Annotated in this window: 16 protein-coding genes; 9 read left to right on the top strand and 7 right to left on the bottom strand. The window is 53.0% G+C overall.

Features of this window, described 5'->3' with window-relative positions; genetic code table 11:
- Positions 1 to 3: 3 nt before the first annotated feature.
- On the bottom strand, positions 4 to 423 hold the full coding sequence (locus tag SIB41_RS11875; RefSeq protein WP_413359199.1) for a phage holin family protein: 420 nt from the start codon (positions 421 to 423) through the stop codon (positions 4 to 6).
- Between the two features lie 44 nt (positions 424 to 467).
- Positions 468 to 1,244 (bottom strand): DUF561 domain-containing protein, encoded by a 777-nt coding sequence (locus tag SIB41_RS11870; protein ID WP_413359196.1) that lies wholly within the window; start codon positions 1,242 to 1,244, stop codon positions 468 to 470.
- A gap of 83 nt (positions 1,245 to 1,327) precedes the next feature.
- Between SIB41_RS11870 and tilS the strand changes: the two genes are divergently transcribed.
- Positions 1,328 to 2,359, top strand: a complete 1,032-nt coding sequence (gene tilS, locus SIB41_RS11865; RefSeq protein WP_413359194.1) for a tRNA lysidine(34) synthetase TilS — start codon at positions 1,328 to 1,330, stop codon at positions 2,357 to 2,359.
- Positions 2,356 to 3,384 (top strand): hypothetical protein, encoded by a 1,029-nt coding sequence (locus tag SIB41_RS11860; protein WP_413359191.1) that lies wholly within the window; start codon positions 2,356 to 2,358, stop codon positions 3,382 to 3,384. The genes tilS and SIB41_RS11860 overlap by 4 nt, the downstream gene beginning before the upstream one ends.
- Before the next feature lie 29 nt (positions 3,385 to 3,413).
- Here SIB41_RS11860 and SIB41_RS11855 read toward each other — a convergent pair whose 3' ends face one another.
- The 3 genes from SIB41_RS11855 to SIB41_RS11845 all read right to left on the bottom strand — a co-directional run bounded on the left by SIB41_RS11855 (position 3,414) and on the right by SIB41_RS11845 (position 7,454).
- The gene (locus tag SIB41_RS11855; protein ID WP_063420813.1) at positions 3,414 to 5,417 is read right to left on the bottom strand and encodes a ribonuclease J; all 2,004 of its coding nucleotides are present in this window, start codon (positions 5,415 to 5,417) and stop codon (positions 3,414 to 3,416) included.
- Between the two features lie 100 nt (positions 5,418 to 5,517).
- Positions 5,518 to 6,426 (bottom strand): 4-hydroxy-tetrahydrodipicolinate synthase, encoded by a 909-nt coding sequence (dapA, locus tag SIB41_RS11850; RefSeq protein WP_413359190.1) that lies wholly within the window; start codon positions 6,424 to 6,426, stop codon positions 5,518 to 5,520.
- Positions 6,423 to 7,454, bottom strand: coding sequence for an aspartate-semialdehyde dehydrogenase (locus tag SIB41_RS11845; RefSeq protein WP_413359188.1), 1,032 nt, complete (start codon positions 7,452 to 7,454; stop codon positions 6,423 to 6,425). Before SIB41_RS11845 ends, dapA begins: the two co-directional genes overlap by 4 nt.
- Before the next feature lie 171 nt (positions 7,455 to 7,625).
- On the opposite strand from SIB41_RS11845, the gene tig reads away from it, so the two are divergent.
- The 5 genes from tig (at position 7,626) to SIB41_RS11820 (ending at position 13,762) form a co-directional block, all read left to right on the top strand.
- Positions 7,626 to 9,065, top strand: a complete 1,440-nt coding sequence (gene tig, locus SIB41_RS11840; RefSeq protein ID WP_413359186.1) for a trigger factor — start codon at positions 7,626 to 7,628, stop codon at positions 9,063 to 9,065.
- 46 nt (positions 9,066 to 9,111) lie between these two features.
- On the top strand, positions 9,112 to 9,786 hold the full coding sequence (gene clpP / locus SIB41_RS11835; RefSeq protein WP_063396507.1) for an ATP-dependent Clp endopeptidase proteolytic subunit ClpP: 675 nt from the start codon (positions 9,112 to 9,114) through the stop codon (positions 9,784 to 9,786).
- Between the two features lie 88 nt (positions 9,787 to 9,874).
- A complete protein-coding gene (gene clpX / locus SIB41_RS11830; RefSeq protein WP_063420809.1) occupies positions 9,875 to 11,233 on the top strand; it encodes an ATP-dependent protease ATP-binding subunit ClpX in 1,359 nt (452 codons plus the stop codon).
- A gap of 4 nt (positions 11,234 to 11,237) precedes the next feature.
- The gene (locus SIB41_RS11825) at positions 11,238 to 11,918 is read left to right on the top strand and encodes a lecithin retinol acyltransferase family protein (protein WP_413359183.1); all 681 of its coding nucleotides are present in this window, start codon (positions 11,238 to 11,240) and stop codon (positions 11,916 to 11,918) included.
- Positions 11,919 to 11,941: 23 nt separating this feature from the next.
- A complete protein-coding gene (locus SIB41_RS11820) occupies positions 11,942 to 13,762 on the top strand; it encodes a DNA polymerase III subunit gamma/tau (protein ID WP_413359181.1) in 1,821 nt (606 codons plus the stop codon).
- Positions 13,763 to 13,766: 4 nt separating this feature from the next.
- Here SIB41_RS11820 and SIB41_RS11815 read toward each other — a convergent pair whose 3' ends face one another.
- Both SIB41_RS11815 and SIB41_RS11810 read right to left on the bottom strand, forming a co-directional pair.
- On the bottom strand, positions 13,767 to 15,098 hold the full coding sequence (locus SIB41_RS11815) for a glycosyltransferase (RefSeq protein WP_413359179.1): 1,332 nt from the start codon (positions 15,096 to 15,098) through the stop codon (positions 13,767 to 13,769).
- Between the two features lie 24 nt (positions 15,099 to 15,122).
- Positions 15,123 to 16,661, bottom strand: a complete 1,539-nt coding sequence (locus SIB41_RS11810; protein ID WP_413359177.1) for a SpoIID/LytB domain-containing protein — start codon at positions 16,659 to 16,661, stop codon at positions 15,123 to 15,125.
- Positions 16,662 to 16,796: 135 nt separating this feature from the next.
- Between SIB41_RS11810 and rpmI the strand changes: the two genes are divergently transcribed.
- Both rpmI and rplT read left to right on the top strand, forming a co-directional pair.
- Complete coding sequence (gene rpmI / locus SIB41_RS11805; protein WP_011129435.1) at positions 16,797 to 16,994, top strand: 50S ribosomal protein L35; 198 nt, start codon at positions 16,797 to 16,799, stop codon at positions 16,992 to 16,994.
- 71 nt (positions 16,995 to 17,065) lie between these two features.
- Positions 17,066 to 17,413 (top strand): 50S ribosomal protein L20, encoded by a 348-nt coding sequence (gene rplT / locus SIB41_RS11800; RefSeq protein ID WP_011129434.1) that lies wholly within the window; start codon positions 17,066 to 17,068, stop codon positions 17,411 to 17,413.
- Positions 17,414 to 17,478 lie beyond the last annotated feature (65 nt).

Here is a 17,478-nt window from a genome sequence, read left to right as displayed (position 1 = left end):
CTCTCAGGCTGAAAGCAAAGCAGCTCGCGTGAACTCAACATCAGCGATGCCAAGAGATCGCAACACGATCGTGCTCACAACGCTGTAAAAGACAGCGCCGCAGATGGCACTAAGCAAACCGTTCTTGAGCCGAAAACCATTAATCAGCCAGGCTGCCAGAGCAAATAAAAGGACCGTGATCAACCAGTTGAACAAAAACGACACTGGCCAGATCAGCCCCCCCAAGGACGTAATTGCCCAGAATGGAGCCAACAGCAACTTGAGAGGCACAATCAACAACGTACCCAATAGGCCAATCATCACCGCCGACCAAAATGCTGTGCTGAAATTGGCCATCTCAATGCCAAGGGGAAACGCAGCAACCAACAACAAAATGAGGGCCCGAATGGGCCATTGCAGCAACCAGCCGAGCGATTCCAGCATTTAAAACAACCTACGCAAAGCAGCTGACTAGACAGTAATTAACGCTAGTGAATTACTGCAGATTTGGGCGTACTGAGAGCTTCACGCAAGCCCCGCACAACAGCAATCATTGCCAGCTCATCATTGAGACGGTTCACCGCCGATCCAACACCGACACCAGCAGCACCAGCAGCAATAGCCATGGGCACCGTCACTGCCGATAAACCAGAAGCACAAAGCACAGGAACTACCCGATCAGCAGCCTTCAGTGCGCTAAAAATGCTGTGTGCAGCAGCCAAAGTTGGAGCAGCTTTCTCAATCAAGCCGAGACTTCCAGCGCTAAATGGTTTAGCGCTCGTGCCGCCCTCCGTCTGAATCAGATCGGCACCGGCAGCAACCAGATCCACTGCCAGTTGCTCCTGCTGATCCATCGGCAACACATGGGGCACGGTCACACTCAAGACCACCTCAGGCAACAACACCCTGGTTAAACGAGTCAGCTCCAAGACTTCGGCGGCACCAAAGATCCGGCCCTGAGGATAAAAAGCATCGAAATTTCCAATTTCCACCATGACAGCACCAGCTGCAACAGCTGCAGGGAACAGCTCAGGGTCCACCGCTGACACACAAACCGGAGCTCCAGCGGATTCCCGGATCGCCAGTTGCACCAGCTCTGGATCACAAGCCACATCAATCAGATCAGCGCCACCGTGGCCAGCAGCCCGCGCCACCTGCGCCACCGAGAGGGCCTCGAAATTCATCAAACCAGCGATCACCTTGAGGGCCGAGCGCTGCTCGAGACGCTGACGCAAGTGTGTTGGCAACTGAGCGAGACGGGTCATTTCATCAACGATCTATAGCTCCATACTCCCATTTGCCAGGCTCCTGCACGGCAAACTGGCCTCAGCTGAATGACCACTGCGCCATGGCCTCATCCAGCTCAGCGCAACTGCCCTGGAGCGCCTGGCACGCGCGTCTCCATCACAAACTGCTAGCGAATCCAGATCTACTGCCAGCAGAAGCCTCACTCTTGATCGCCGTGTCCGGCGGTCAAGATTCAATGGCCATGCTTGGTCTATTGATCGATCTGCAACGCAAACATGGCTGGTCTTTAGAGGTGTGGCATGGCGACCACAACTGGCATAAACAATCAGCAACGATCGCAACTGAACTCAAGAATTGGTGTGAATCACACAACTTGAGCTTCTGGTCTGATCAAGCCAAACCTGGACAAACCAACAACGAAGCCACAGCGCGACATTGGCGATATGAACAACTGACGCTTCATGCAGAACGTTTGTCAACCAACAACCCAAACCATCCATGCCGGTATGTGCTCACAGGCCACACCAGTTCTGATCGAGCTGAAACCTTGCTACTCAACCTTGCCCGAGGTACCGACCTCGCGGGACTGAGCAGCATGCGCCAATGCAGGCCCATCAGCAAAGACCATCCTCACAAAAACGTACAGCTCATACGCCCTTTGCTGGGGTTCTCGCGTAAGGACACCGCCTTGATTTGCAGCGAGCTGGGCTTACCTATTTGGCTTGATCCTGCCAATTCCAATCCAGACTTCAGCCGCAACCGAGTCCGCCAAGAAGTTCTACCAGTACTGGAATCTCTCCATCCTGGCTGCAGCTTGCGCATGGCCGCTCTCGCCGAAAGGCTCAACCATCACCATGCGGACCAGCAAGCCATCGCCATGCTGGCTCTAAACAACCTCAGCAAGCAAAACGGCCTCTGTCGTAAGGACCTTGCCCAACTACCGATCACAGCAAGAACAACTCTTTTGGCCTATTGGCTCAAGCGATCAGGAGCACCAAGCCTGCCAGCAGTCCAACTTGAACAGATCAGCCAAAGCATTGGCCCCGGAAAACCACCTGGATCTCTAAACCTCGCGCAGGGCTGGAAAGTCCAATGGCAGCGAAACTCGGTACAACTAGAACATCACGAATGACTCCGGTGGACGGTGACTTCCAACAGCAGTACCTGGCCGCCGAGAAGGCCTATGGGGCAGAAAATTACGAAGCAGCGCAATCAATCTGTGAACGCCTGCTAGGCCAACTAGAGCTGCAGCAGAAAGGACCTGAGCAAGAAGCAATGCTGGCCTGGCGGGCGTTTGTGGCTCTACTAATGGGCAACATCCTGCTCTACGGAATGAACGATATCCAGCAAGCCCAACACCACTACAACCTGGTTCTAGATAGCCAACCACAAGACACTTTGAAAGAACTCGCCGAACAAGGCCTAAAACGATGCCAAGGCGAATTGCAACGGGAGCCTGCAGATAAAGAAGAACATCCTCAAAGCCCTAACCCTAAACAATCCGCAAAACGCAAGCCAATGGCTCTAAAAGCTGAAGTCATAGAACCACGGCAGAGCCTGATTAACGATCCCTTCCTATCTACAAAGGCCCCAAACATTAACGAGGCCAACAAAGCTAAGCATCCTCAATCAGATCAGCAGGCAAATCAACAAGAGATAAGAAAATTGAGCAATGAACTTTCAGAGTCTCTGCCTGATCTGATTCGTGATCCCTTTCTATATCCAGCCGCCCAAACTGCAGCGACAGAAGTAGATTATTCTAAGTCTACAGCCAAAATGGAATCAACACTCATTGCAGAAAGCATGAAGCCTGAACAGATATCTAAGCAGAAAAACTACTCACAACAGACTAACCTTCAACAAAAGGTTCATGCGAAACAAGAACCATCAGCAACAACGAAAGCCATGGAAATAAAATCAGATCTCAATACAGAAACCGAAATAAGGCCAACAGCGAAATCAGAAACAAACCCAATCACACAAGTAAAACAGGACACTTTCAAGCAAGCAAGAGCGATCCCAACGACCATCTCAGAAGCATCAACCAATGAGCTCCTCAATAATTCATTGTTGCGCGTGACCATGCCCCCTTGCGCTGGCCTTTCCAAACAGGAGACAAGTCAATTGCAGTCAAAGAAGCGAACATCAGAACGCTGACAGTTCGCCTCAAAAACTTCTGGATGGTCTTAAGCCACCGCTGAGCGGCGACGGCGCGTGCGACCGGAAGGCACCTCAGCTGAATCAGGTTCAGATTGAGTCTTGACATTGGCTTGTTCAGAAACCTTCTTCGTAGTCGAAGTTGCTGACACAGCTGCCGCAACCTTGACAGGAGCCGCAGCTGGAGTTCGGCGTCCGTTACTAGCCAGATCACGATCACCACGAATGCGGGTCACCGATCGATCCTCAGGTTCAGCATCAGCCATACCCTTATAAGCTGGCGTTCCGCCTGGTGCAGGCTGAACTAAGCACAGAAGCAAGGGCTCAACTTGCAACTCACGACGCATTCGACGACCCAAGCCCACTTCCACTTCTCGCTGCAAACCCATCCAATCGACTTCAGGAGTTTTGCCATCTGTTTGACGAGAAAACTGCTTCCAGCGGTTTTCCAGCACCCAGCTTATTTCCCGTTCAGTCCAAAGCGACATCTTGCGGGGGTCAGCAGCGGTCACCACACCTCGCAAGTTCACTCTTGGCGGTGCAACCATCACTCCATCGGTACTGATTGCAGCCAGCACAGTGACAACACCATCTTCAGCAAGTTGCTGGCGCTCTTTCAAAACACGAGCATCAACAATGCCATTGCGAGAAGCATCAAGAAGTTCAATTCCTGCTTTTACTGAGTCTCCTTTACTAATCGAATCAGCTGAAAGTTGAACGACATCACCATTATCAAGAATCAAAATATTTTCGCTTGCTATACCCATCGACTGCGCAGTCTTACTGTGGCAAATAAGCATGCGATGCTCACCATGTACAGGCACAAAAAACTTTGGCTTTGTTAAAGCCAGCATCAACTTGTGATCCTCCTGGAAGCCATGCCCAGACACATGGATACCCTCTCCCTTGCCATAGACCACCTTGGCTCCAAGCATCATCAAGCGGTCGATGGTATTAACAACTGAGATCGTATTACCCGGAATCGGACTCGCCGAAAAGATAATCGTGTCAGAGTTCTTGACCTGCACATGTTGATGCTCACCGCGTGAGATGCGACTTAAAGCAGCCAACGGCTCGCCCTGACTCCCTGTCATCAACAACAGAGTCTCACGATCAGGCATATCACGAATCTGTTTGATCGGTACGAACAGATCATCAGGAGCACGCATATAGCCAAGTTCACGCGCCTTAGCGATCACATTGAGCATCGATCGCCCAAGCAAGCCAACTTTGCGTCCGTTCTTTATAGCCAGCTCCAAAATCATAGAAACGCGGTGAATAGAGCTCGCAAAAGTTGTGATAATCACTCGGCCATCAGCTTGAGAAATATGGCGATCTAAAGCAGGAAATACCGATCGCTCAGGTGGACAGAAGCCAGGCACCTCAGCATTGGTTGAATCACTGAACAAACACAAAACACCTTGCTCGCCGTGATGTGCAAGGCGAGCCATATCAAAATTTTCACCATCCACAGGAGTATGGTCAAACTTGAAGTCTCCTGTGAAGATCACCGAGCCAACAGGAGTGGTGATGGCAAGCGAAAAGCTATCTGCCATCGAGTGGGTATTGCGGATAAATTCCACCGAAAAATGTTGTCCAACCTTGACAACATCCCGTGGACTCACGGTCTGGATCGTGGTGCGATCTGTAACACCAGCCTCTTCCATCTTGCCCTGGAGCATTGACATGGCCAGACGCGGGCCATAGATGACTGGAATATTGAAGTGCTTGAGGTGATGAGGAATCCCACCAATATGATCTTCATGACCATGGGTCACGATCATGCCGCGGATGCGCTTTTGGTTCTCGCGTAGATAACTGGTATCTGGCATCACCACATTGACGCCATGCATTCCATCACTGGGAAATGCCAGGCCAGCATCCACCATCATGATGTCGTCGCCGTACTCGAACACGCAGGTGTTCTTGCCAATCTCATGGAGCCCACCAAGGGGAATCACTCGTAAGCAGGGCTCTTTGGCTTTACCGTCTCTAGAAGAGGTGGATCTGGAAATGGTGGAACTAGACGTCATGACAAAAGCGTACGAAAACTATTTGGGGACCGAAATGAAGCGAGCGCTCATGGCAAAAAGCTAAAGCGTCAAGCAATCAATGTGGGAAACAGCCGTGGCGTCAGGTCTGACACAAGGCAGTCAAGGTGTTTGAAAGAGCATCTCGCATCACGGGATCAAGTGGAAGCAAAGGGAGGCGGGGGGATCCGACCGGCCAACCGCTGAGTTCGAGGGCTGCTTTAACAGGAATCGGATTGGTGGTGACAAATAGAGCCTTGAACAAAGGTTGCAACTGCTCGTGATAACTGAGGGCAAGAGCACCCTGACCATTGAGATAGGCCTCAATCATCGCCTTAAGCCGACGACCTACAAGGTGACTTGCGACACTCACCACCCCAACAGCCCCGACCGACATCATGGGCAAAAGCAAGCCATCGTCGCCGCTGTAAACAGCCAGTTTTGAACCACACTGCAACCTCAACTGCGTCACCTCATCCGTGGTGCCACTGGCGGCTTTGAAACTCACCACATTCGGACATTCCATCAACCTTGCAACTGTTGCTGGAGCAAGCGAACAGCCAGTCCGCCCAGGAATGTTGTAGAGCATCAGCGGCAACTCAGGGGCAGCCTGGGCAATAGCCCTGAAATGGGCTTCAAGACCTTCCTGCGGAGGCTTGTTGTAATAAGGAACAACCACCAATGCCCCATCAGCACCCACCGCAGCTGCCTGAGTGGTGGCTTCTATCGCCTCAGCGGTGCTATTGCTACCAGTACCGGCAAGAACCTTCACGCCTGGCCCCACTGCCTGACGGACCACCCCAAGCAATTGATGCTGCTCCTGCCAGCTCAAAGTGGGCGATTCCCCAGTCGTGCCGCAGACAACCAGCCCATCAGATCCCTCATCCACGAGATAGCGAGCAAGACGACCAGCCAAAGCCAGATCAACGCATCCATCAGCGTCAAAAGGTGTGACCATGGCCGTCAGCAAACGGCCAAAAGGAGTTGGAGACAACTCAGCAGCAGAGCTCATGATGACGACAACAACAATTCTGCAATTTGGATCGCATTTAGAGCGGCACCTTTACGGATCTGATCCCCGCATAGCCAAAGCTCGAGAGCATTGGGATCACTGATGTCCTGCCGAATACGACCCACCGCAACCGGATCGCGATCAGTGACATCGGTAGGCATTGGAAAGCGATTCTGCTCAAAATCTTCGATTAACTCGATCCCCGCTGCCACCTTCAGCAATTGGCGAGCTTCTTCCACTGGAAAAGGCTCGTCAAACTCAATATTCACAGCCTCCGAATGGGCTCTAAGTACAGGCACCCGAACACAAGTTGCGGTAAAACGCAAATCAGGAAGGCCCATAATTTTGCGCGTTTCATTGACCATCTTCATTTCCTCCTCGCAATAGCTATTGGCCATCAATGGAGAGTTGTGCAGGAACAAGTTGAAGGCAAGGGAATGAGGAAGCACTTCACTACAAGGCGTGTCGCCCGCTAAAACCACCTGAGTGAGCTGCTTGAGCTCCTCCATAGCGCGTGCACCTGCACCACTCGCCGACTGATAGGTGCTGACAACAACGCGACGCAAAGCACGTCTTTCAGCCAAAGGTGCTAGCACCAGAGTTAACAAAATCGTGGTGCAATTCGGATTTGCAATCACCCCCTGATGCTCTGCAACCGCCTCAGGATTGACCTCTGGCACCACGAGTGGCACGTCAGCATCCATCCTGAAGGCACTGGAGTTGTCAATCATCAGCGCACCGGCTGAGTTGATCACCTGCCGCCACTGACGCGATACGGATCCACCAGCTGAGGCGAGCACCAAATCAACCCCCTCAAAAGCAGCTTCGCTCACCTCCTGAACGACGAGGCTGGAGCCATTCCAAGGTTGAACATGGCCCGCAGAACGCGCAGATGCCAATAAGCGCAACTCACCAATGGGAAACGAGCGTTCCTGCAGCAGCTGCAGCAGCTCCTGACCCACTGCGCCACTGGCACCAAGCACAGCAACTGTGAGGGGACGATCGGGGAAAAACGATATGGGAAGCAAGCGGTGAGATCAGGGTATTGACTGAGTTCAGGGGTTCGATCTCAATAAAAAATTGAACCCAGCTGAGATAAAGCCCTACAGCCAATCATGCAAGACGTTGAGACCACAATACGTGTTGAGAGATGAACTGGCGCTTTCTTAGGGTGGTCTTCTGCTCGCAGTCATCCGTCCATGAGTGCCACAGCACTAGAGGTCAAAACCACGCAGAAACCCAATAGTCGGCTTGCTGTCGAAGTAGCGGTACCAGCAGAGCGCTGCCAGGCCAACTATGAGGCCGCTGTCACCCGCTTAAGCCGCACCATCAATCTTCCAGGCTTCCGCAAGGGGAAGGTTCCGCGTGCCGTTCTGCTGCAACAGATCGGCCTGGTAAGAATCCGTGCAACAGCCTTAGAATCGCTCGTTGATGCTGTCTGGCGTGAAGTCCTCGAACAAGAATCAATCGAGCCACTTTGCGAACCCGAACTCAGTGGCGGCTTTGACGCTCTTCTTGAAAGCTTTCAGCCCAGCGAGGCACTGACCCTCACCCTTGAGACAGACGTCACCCCAACCCCAAAACTTAAAACCACCAAAGGGCTACAAGCCGAAGCAGAAGTGGTGACTTTCGATCCCAGCAAGGTCGATGAATTGATCGAACAATCCCGCAAACAACTAGCCACCCTTGTACCCGTCGAAAGTCGCCCAGCAGCAATCGGCGATATCGCTGTGGTTAGTTTCAGCGGCACCTACGACGACGACGGCAGCTCAATCGAAGGCGGAAGTAGTGACTCCATGGATGTCGATCTTGAAGATGGACAAATGATCCCCGGCTTCGTGGAAGGGATTATCGGTATGAACTTGGGCGATGAGAAAACTGTTGATTGCCACTTCCCAGACGATTACTCGAAAGAAGATGCTCGCGGCCGTAAAGCAAGCTTTGTAATCAACCTCAAAGAGCTCAAAACCCGCGAGTTACCTGATCTTGACGATGCCTTCGCCCAGCAGTCCAGTGACAAAGCAACTCTTGAGGAACTTCGCAACGATCTAGAACAACGTCTTCAGGAAGACGCAAAGCGTCGTGATCGCAGCAATCGTCATGACGCACTGCTGGAAGCATTGACTGAGCAGCTGGAAGTAGATCTACCAAACACCCTTGTGCAGCAAGAGATTCGCAACCTTGTTGAACAAACTGCCAGTCAATTCGCTCAACAGGGAATGGACGTGAAATCCATGTTCACCCCAGAGCTTGTGCGTTCCTTGATGGAATCATCACGCCCAGAAGCCGAAGAGCGCCTACGGCGCAGTCTTGCCCTAACTGCACTAGCTGAAAGCGAAGATCTCAAAATAGAAGAGAGTGAAATCAGCGCCAAGGTCAAGGAAGTAAGCCGCGAGCTTTCTGGCGAACGCGATATTGACCCGGCAAGGTTGCGTCAAGCTGTTAGCGACGATTTACTCAAAGACAAATTGCTGGACTGGCTCGAAGACAACAGCACGATTACCGAAAAGGTGCTTGAAAGCGAGGCTAAAACCATTAAGCCCGCTGCAAAATCCAAAGGCAGCAAAACTAAATCCACAAAAACCAAGACCAGCAAAGCCAAGACTGAAAAACCTGCCTCGGACAAAACCAAGTCCTGAATGGCACCAATAGATTGATAGAAGTGCTCCCCTAAAGCCCAAGCGAGTGATCGATTCCTGCTGCTACCACCCCATCCACAATCGCTGGCAAGGCATTCGTCCTGTCTCATCCCCAGGGATCCTGCCCACAGTGGTGGAACAGTCGGGCCGAGGAGAACGGGCATTCGACATTTACTCGCGCTTACTACGTGAGCGAATCATTTTTCTTGGCACTGGTGTCGACGATCAAGTGGCAGATGCCCTCGTCGCTCAGATGCTCTTCCTTGAAGCCGAAGATCCCGAAAAGGACATCCAGATCTATATCAACTCCCCAGGTGGTTCAGTGACCGCTGGTTTGGCTATCTATGACACCATGCAGCAGGTCGCTCCAGACGTCGTGACCATCTGTTATGGCCTTGCTGCCAGCATGGGGGCTTTCCTTCTCTGCGGAGGTACCAAAGGCAAGCGACTGGCACTACCCAATGCACGGATCATGATTCATCAGCCCCTGGGTGGTGCCCAGGGCCAAGCAGTAGACATCGAAATCCAGGCCAAGGAGATCCTCTTCTTAAAAGAAACCCTCAACGGCCTTCTAGCCGAGCACACTGGCCAACCCCTCAACAAAATCGCTGAAGACACTGACCGCGACCACTTCCTTTCTCCAGCAAAAGCGGTTGAATACGGACTGATCGATCGGGTTGTGGATAGCCTCACAGGCGGTGGAATCGTTACGGAAGGGTGACGCAACCCTGATCTGACACGATCCTGAGCGTTCAGGCTGGCCAACATTCGTCAGATCCTGTCTGCCCGTTTGAAGTGATCACAACCCGATGGCCAAATTCGACGCCCATCTAAAGTGCTCTTTCTGCGGCAAGTCTCAGGACCAAGTACGCAAATTGATTGCCGGGCCAGGTGTCTACATCTGCGACGAATGCATCGATCTCTGCACCGAGATCCTGGATGAAGAACTTGTCGATAGCCAAGGCAACCCACGTCATAGCAGCGAGTCCAACCGCAAGTCTGCAAATGCTGCCCATAAAAGTGGAAAGCCAGCACCCACACTCGCCACCATCCCCAAACCTCAGCAGATCAAAAACTTCCTAGATAAGCAAGTGGTGGGGCAAGAAGCTGCCAAAAAAGTCCTTTCAGTCGCCGTCTATAACCACTACAAACGCCTGGCTTGGCAAGGTGACGGCCAAGGCGAAACCGATCTCTCTGCAACCAGGCTCCACAAGTCAAACATCCTGCTCATCGGTCCAACAGGCTGTGGCAAAACCCTATTAGCCCAGACCCTGGCCGAACTCCTGGACGTGCCCTTCGCCGTTGCTGATGCAACCACACTGACCGAAGCCGGCTACGTGGGCGAGGATGTCGAAAACATTTTGCTGCGGCTATTGCAAAAGGCCGACATGGACGTGGAGCATGCCCAGCGGGGCATCATTTACGTTGATGAGATCGATAAGATCGCCCGAAAAAGTGAAAACCCCTCCATTACTCGCGACGTATCCGGTGAAGGAGTACAGCAAGCCCTGCTAAAGATGCTCGAAGGCACAGTCGCCAACGTGCCACCGCAAGGAGGGCGTAAACACCCCTATCAAGACTGCATCCAAATCGACACCAGCCAGATCCTCTTCATCTGCGGTGGTGCCTTCATTGGCCTCGAAGATGTGGTGCAACGGCGACTAGGCCGTAATGCCATTGGCTTTATGCCCAGCGATGGTCGAGGGCGCAGCCGGGCCAATCGTGATCTACAGGCCTCACAGGTGCTTCACCACCTTGAAGCCGACGACCTCGTGCGTTATGGCTTGATCCCTGAATTCATTGGCCGGATTCCCGTGAGTGCAGTGCTTGAACCACTGGATTCACAAGCACTCGAATCGATACTCACGGAACCTCGTGATGCACTGATTAAGCAATTCAGCACCCTGCTGAGCATGGACAACGTGCAGCTTGAGTTTGAATCAGATGCCGTAGAAGCTATCGCCCAGGAAGCACATCGGCGCAAGACAGGGGCCCGAGCACTACGAGGCATTATCGAAGAGTTAATGCTTGATTTGATGTACGACCTTCCCTCCAAGAAGAACGTAAAGAAATTCACCGTGACCCGCACGATGGTTGATGAACATACCGGCGGCAAGGTGCTGCCTCTACCAGCCAACGACGAGCGATCGCATCAGGAATCAGCCTGATCCAGTGGCGACGGCTGACCACCTAAGGGTGCCCCGCCAGCACGGACTTTTTTTGCATCACGGAATTGATCTTGGAGATGGCAGCGTGGCCCACTATCTAGAAGGTCGATCAATCCTGCGCAGCTCCCTTGAAGACTTCTCGCGCGGTGCACCTGTGAACGTGGTGAATCACACCCAGGCCTCTCCCTCAGGAGTGACCCTGAGACGAGCGATGAGTCGCATTGGAGAGCAGCGCTACAACTTACTTTTCAATAATTGTGAGCACTTTGCCAACTGGTGCAAAACCGGGCGACATCGCAGCAGCCAAGTCGAGGACTGGATGCAAACCAGCAGCCTAGGAGCGCTGGCACTGGGGCAAATCATCCCTGCTGCCCTACTGACAGGATTATCACTACTCCTTCGGCGAGGATTGGTGGATGAAACCTCGCGGGAACGTGCAAGGCAAGCAGTAGCTCAACTGAAAAGTCTGCGCGTGAACTTACTCAACAAACTTGAAGCAACACTTGAGCAAGCAGAGGGATGGCTTCATGGTGAACCTGACAACAACTTGATCGATCACCGCAACTCCCGCAGCCGTTCTTTGCTGTTAAAAGGTCAGACCCTTGCCGATGAACTAGCAACAATAGAAGATCTAGAAGCCCGCATCACTGCATTGCTCGACGAGCCAAAAGCCAAGCCTGAGTAACCTCAACATCCCGCCAGCAGCGCATGAGCCCGGCCTACCAGCCGCTGCATCACAAATATCGACCACAACGCTTCGATGCCCTGGTGGGACAGGACGCGATCGCCGCGACCCTCAGTCATGCCTTGCGCAGCAGCCGGATCGCACCGGCCTATCTATTCAGCGGTCCACGAGGCACTGGTAAAACCTCCAGTGCTCGCATCCTGGCCCGATCACTCAACTGCTTGAACTGCGACCAGCCAACACCCGAGCCATGCGGAAACTGTGAGCTCTGCAAAAGCATTGCCGCTGGCACAGCACTAGACGTGATCGAAATCGACGCCGCCTCCAACACCGGCGTAGACAACATTCGCGAACTGATCGAACGCTCCCGCTTTGCCCCGGTACAAGCCCGCTGGAAGGTGTATGTGGTGGACGAATGCCACATGCTCTCGACCGCCGCCTTCAATGCCCTACTGAAGACCCTTGAAGAACCACCACCACGGGTGGTGTTCGTACTAGCAACGACCGATCCACAGCGAGTGCTGCCGACCATCCTCAGCCGTTGTCAGCGTTTTGATTTCAGGCGGATTCCACTGGAAGCCCTTGAACAACACCTAGAGATGATCGCCACTCGTGAAGCCATTCCGATTGAGCCCGAAGCCCTGCATGTAGTAGCCCAGCGAGCCCAGGGAGGACTTCGAGATGCGGAAAGCCTGCTTGATCAGCTCAGCCTGCTTCCAGGGCCAATCAAAGCAGAAGCTGTATGGGAGTTGATGGGAGCCGTGCCTGAGCAAGAGCTGCTGAAACTAGCCGCAGCCTTGGCCCAAGCAGATCCACTCAGCTTATTGGAAACCTGCCGAAACCTGCTGAATCGAGGCCGTGATCCAGGTGCACTTCTGCAAGGGCTGGCAGCGGTGTTGCGAGATTTGGTGCTCATGACTGCCGCACCCGATCGCCCTGAACTCACAAGTGTTTCTCCACAATTCCGCAATCAATTGCCGCCCCTAGCCAGCCAAATAGGTCGTCATCAGCTTTTGCAATGGCAGGTCCAACTCAAAGGAAGCGAAAATCAGCTGCGTCACAGCGTTCAACCCCGTCTCTGGCTTGAAGTGCTTCTGCTGGGTCTGCTGGCCGATCCACCTTCCAGTGAAGCTGTAACCGCAGTGCCAATAGCAAAGACAGCTCAACCAATAACCCCAACTACGCAGGCGATCACTACCAAGGCATTGACCCCGACAACACAAATCCAACAACCCCCTTCTGGATCAACAACGACCGACGATCAAGTCTCAGCAATCACCCCAAACGCAGAACCCAATCCATCCCCAGCTCCAGCCCAGATCACCCCTAACAGCAATCTGCAGGAGTTATGGCAACAAATACTTGGCAGTTTGGAGTTACCTTCCACACGCATGTTGCTCTCTCAGCAAGCCCAGCTAGTGCGCCTTGATGACCATCGCGCCGTGGTTCAAGTCGCCGGCAACTGGATGGGAATGGTGCAAAGCCGTGCAACCCTCCTGGAACAAGCAATTGCAAAAGCCCTGGGAAATTCCAGACAGCTTGTTCTCGAAAGCCAAAGCGGAAGTGCCACACAAACTCCCATCCCACAAAAAACGGGTGCGGCACCAACAACAAACACATCCGCTTCCACTGCTGAACCATCACCACCACCACGAGTTCAATCCAGATCTACAGACGCTTATTCCCCAGATCCTGCAACAAGCGCCGCCATCCCAGACCAGCAAAAGCCTCTAGAGGAGGATTCTCCTACGACTCAGCCCACTTCCTCTTTAGAACCCATCGACAGCAAAGCAAAGCGCCTAGCTGACTTCTTCAACGGCAAAGTGCTGGACGTGGACCTTTAAACATTCAAACCTGAACAGGCTGTTGGCCATGATGACTGGTCTTTGCCCACACCAAACTCTTCGGGAACAGTGCCATCCGTACTGTGACCCAAGGGATGACCACAAACCAGTGAGACAAATAAGTAATCGCCACCACAAGATTCCACGGGGTTGGTGATGGCAAAGCAGGCCCATCACTGATGCTCCTACAACCGCGCCAGTAAGCCATCCCTGAAATGCTGAAGGCCACGATCGAAAGGGGCCAATAGGTTGGGATAGTGCGTGTCAACAATGTGGTGAACAAATCAGCGAAAGACACCACTGGGAGGGCGTATTGAAGGAGGAAAAAACAAGCCAAATCACGACGCTGAGCCAGAGTTAACTTGCTGGACATCAAGACTGGCCAGTAGTCAAAAAATCGCTGCAATCCACCCTCGGCCCAACGTTGCCGTTGTCTCCAAAGAGCTGACAAGCTCTCCACTGCCTCCTCCTGCACTGGAGGGTTCCAGACAATCCCGACCAAAGCTCCAGCTGTAAGTAAACGGAAACTCAGATCAAGATCATCTGTGACCGTATTTTCATTGAATCCCCCACAAGCCTCCAGCGTGGAGCGTTGAATCAACTGGCCATTTCCACGCAGCTCAACCACGCCTCCCCCAGCTAAGCGTCCTTGTTGAATCAAGGCATCCATAGCCATCTCCATCGCCTGAACCCTGGTGAGCAGATTGTGCTGAGAGTTGATCACCGCCTTACGCAACTGCACAGCAGACCACCCACCCTGTTGGGCAAATAACACCAGACGCTGAAGCAGGTCATCCTGCAACTGAGCATCAGCATCAAGAATCAAAAGCCATTCCCCCTGAAGCTGCTGGAGTGCTGCATTAAGAGCTCCAGACTTTCCGCCGCCTGCTCCAGAAGGACGATGAATCACGTTTAAAGAAGGAAACTGCTGCTGCAACTCATCCAGTAGAGCTGGCGTTCGGTCCTGACTACCATCATCAATAATCCAAGTAGACAGCTTGCCCTTGGGATAGTTCAGACCGGCAAGACGTTCCACCAACCGATCAACCACAGCTTCCTCATCCCTGGCAGCGACCAAAACATCAACGCTGGGCCAGACATACTCAGCAGAGGGCTCAAGCCCTATTTCATTGGCATTGGCAGACGAGTGCTGCCGATCGCGCAAAACCGTGCGCAGGCCATACCCGCCCAAGACAAAAGCCAGAGTAATTGCAGGCAAAAGACTTCTACCTGCTTCCAACCAAAGGTGGGGTGCGGCACCAGCCCAACCGCAAGCAATCAAAAACAGGGCTGTCTTACCGCGTCGATAATCCCCAATGACAGCGGCGGCGGCCATGCATAGACCCGAAGTCCAGTGACTCTAAGGGGCATCCTTCATCTCAGGCAAAGGTCCATAGGTCGTTCCTGGGTAGTAATGACTAAGAATCTGTTCAGTTGTCCAGCCCCGACGGGCCAGATCAACTGCTCCGGCTTGTGAAAGCCCAGCCCCATGGCCAAAACCACCGCCAGAAAGTTGCCAAACTCCGACACCAACTTCCTCAACCACGAAGAGAGTGCTTGGCAACTGACGCAAATGACGCCGAATATCGTCTAATCGAAGCACCACAGGGGGCTGATGGCCTTCATCACGTATCTCCAAAGACAAGACCCGACCACTTGGACCCCGTTCAAGAACAGTCAATCGCTGGGGCATTGACAAGCTAGGCGCCACCAAACGCAAAGCTTGTTTCAACTGTTCAGCAGTCAAAGTACGGGTCCAACGAAAACGAGGATGACCCTGGCCATAAGCACCATCGGCATTATCCAGCAATGACTTCACGACAACTCGTTCTGTAAGTGGCAAAAGGAATCGATCTACCCATCCAACGGATCCATCCAACTGAGCCCTTAGGTATGGAACAGACTCCATGGACCAAGCTTCAGAACCAGCGGCCATCACACCACCATTGCTGGCGTGATACACAGCATTGATCGGTTGCTCCTTCCAGCTCAACACCTTGCCAGCAGTGCTCACAATCGCCTGGCGGACTCCAAAACTGGCCTGCCTTGGATCGCTGTAAACCTGGCACTGAGTGTCACTGCACAGATGGTAACCATCAAGGGCAAACCGATGGCTATTGGCAAGCGCCCAGGTCCTAGCCAACACCGTCTGAGCAGCTAATGCTGCTGATGGAGCGCCCGCTCCAATCTCATGGGGCACCACTCCTTCCAGATACCGCTCCAGGGGGACATGTTCCACCAAAGTCCAGCTTCCGTAGGCATCAACCTGCAGTTGAAACGGCCCCAAATACACCCCACCCTTCCAACTGAGGCCATCCGGAGCATCAATCTGAATCGGACCCACCAAGCTGCGATCACCACTGTCCCGCTGAATCACAGGCTGCACAGATGTAGAGACGATGCCCTGCCAATGACGAATGTCCACTCCTGGGAGAGGTTGTACCCCTTGCGGCGCCCACACTTCCCATTCGCTTGGATGAGCCACCACTGCCGCAACGCCCAGCTCTCGCCACTGCGATGCAACCTGCTCCGCCGACTCGAAACTGGCGAATGGACCAGCCACCTGACGTGACAACTGGAGGGGCTCCTCGAGAGCTACCAACCGCCAGGTGATTGTGATAACTGGAGCCCGCTGCACATCACCGCGCGCATCTTTGAGCAATAAGGGCTGATGCCCAGCACTGATCAAACGTAATGATGGAGCTGAGCGACTCGACGTCGTGCCCTGTCCCAAATAAGGCTGCAAAGCCACCCACAACAAAGACCTACCTGATATAGGAACCGGCGGAGCTTGTACCGCCTGATGAGTAGGCATACCAACAGAACCAACTGGTGAAATCACCTCTTGGGCGTCACAGCCCACCGTGCACACACCAAGCAAGACCAGGGCGCCACTCATGACTCGCTTTGAGCGAATCAGCGAACGATGAAAAGTCTTGGCCAATGCTTCCCCTCGGCAAACACCCATCATGCGAAATTTGGCTTCTGGCAGGTCTTGATCGTATGGTTGTCGTTTGTGCGCAGACCGTCAGAGATGCCTAAGCTCAAGACCCGCAAAGCTGCTGCCAAGCGGTTCAAGGCAACTGTCACTGGCAAATTCATGCGCCGTCGTGCATTTCGCAATCACCTACTGGACCACAAAAGCCCGAAATTAAAGCGCCATCTCGCCACCAAAGCCGTTGTAGATGAACGCGATGCGGAGAATGTGCGTCTGATGCTCCCTTACGCCTAAAGACCAAGCTCAACTAACAGGTCTTATACAAGCTCTGATCTGATTTCATTCCCTTCTTGATTTCTTAAACCATGGCCCGCGTCAAAAGAGGCAACGTTGCCCGCAAACGCCGCAACAAAATTCTTCGACTAGCCCGCGGCTTTCAAGGCAGCAATGGAAGCCTCTTCCGCACAGCCAATCAGCGGGTCATGAAGGCTCTTTGCAATGCCTATCGCGATCGGCGGCGGCGCAAACGTGATTTTCGTCGTCTCTGGATTGCTCGCATTAATGCAGCCGCTCGGATCAATGGAGTCAGCTACAGCCGCCTGATTGGTGGCCTAAAAAAAGCCGACGTACGCATCAATCGGAAAATGTTGGCCCAACTGGCAGTGATGGATCCAAAAAGTTTCACTAGCGTGGTTACCTCCGCCAAGAGCTGATTCACTTTTTGGCTTATCAATACATATAGTCAACAGAAACTCCAATTTGAAGATCTTTCTTGATA

It is taken from the genome of Prochlorococcus sp. MIT 1201 (genome assembly GCF_047303415.1).
Lineage (GTDB): Bacteria > Cyanobacteriota > Cyanobacteriia > PCC-6307 > Cyanobiaceae > Prochlorococcus > Prochlorococcus marinus_D.
The sequence above is the reverse complement of the archived record's forward strand: the minus strand, read 5'-3'. Positions and strand labels throughout refer to the sequence as shown.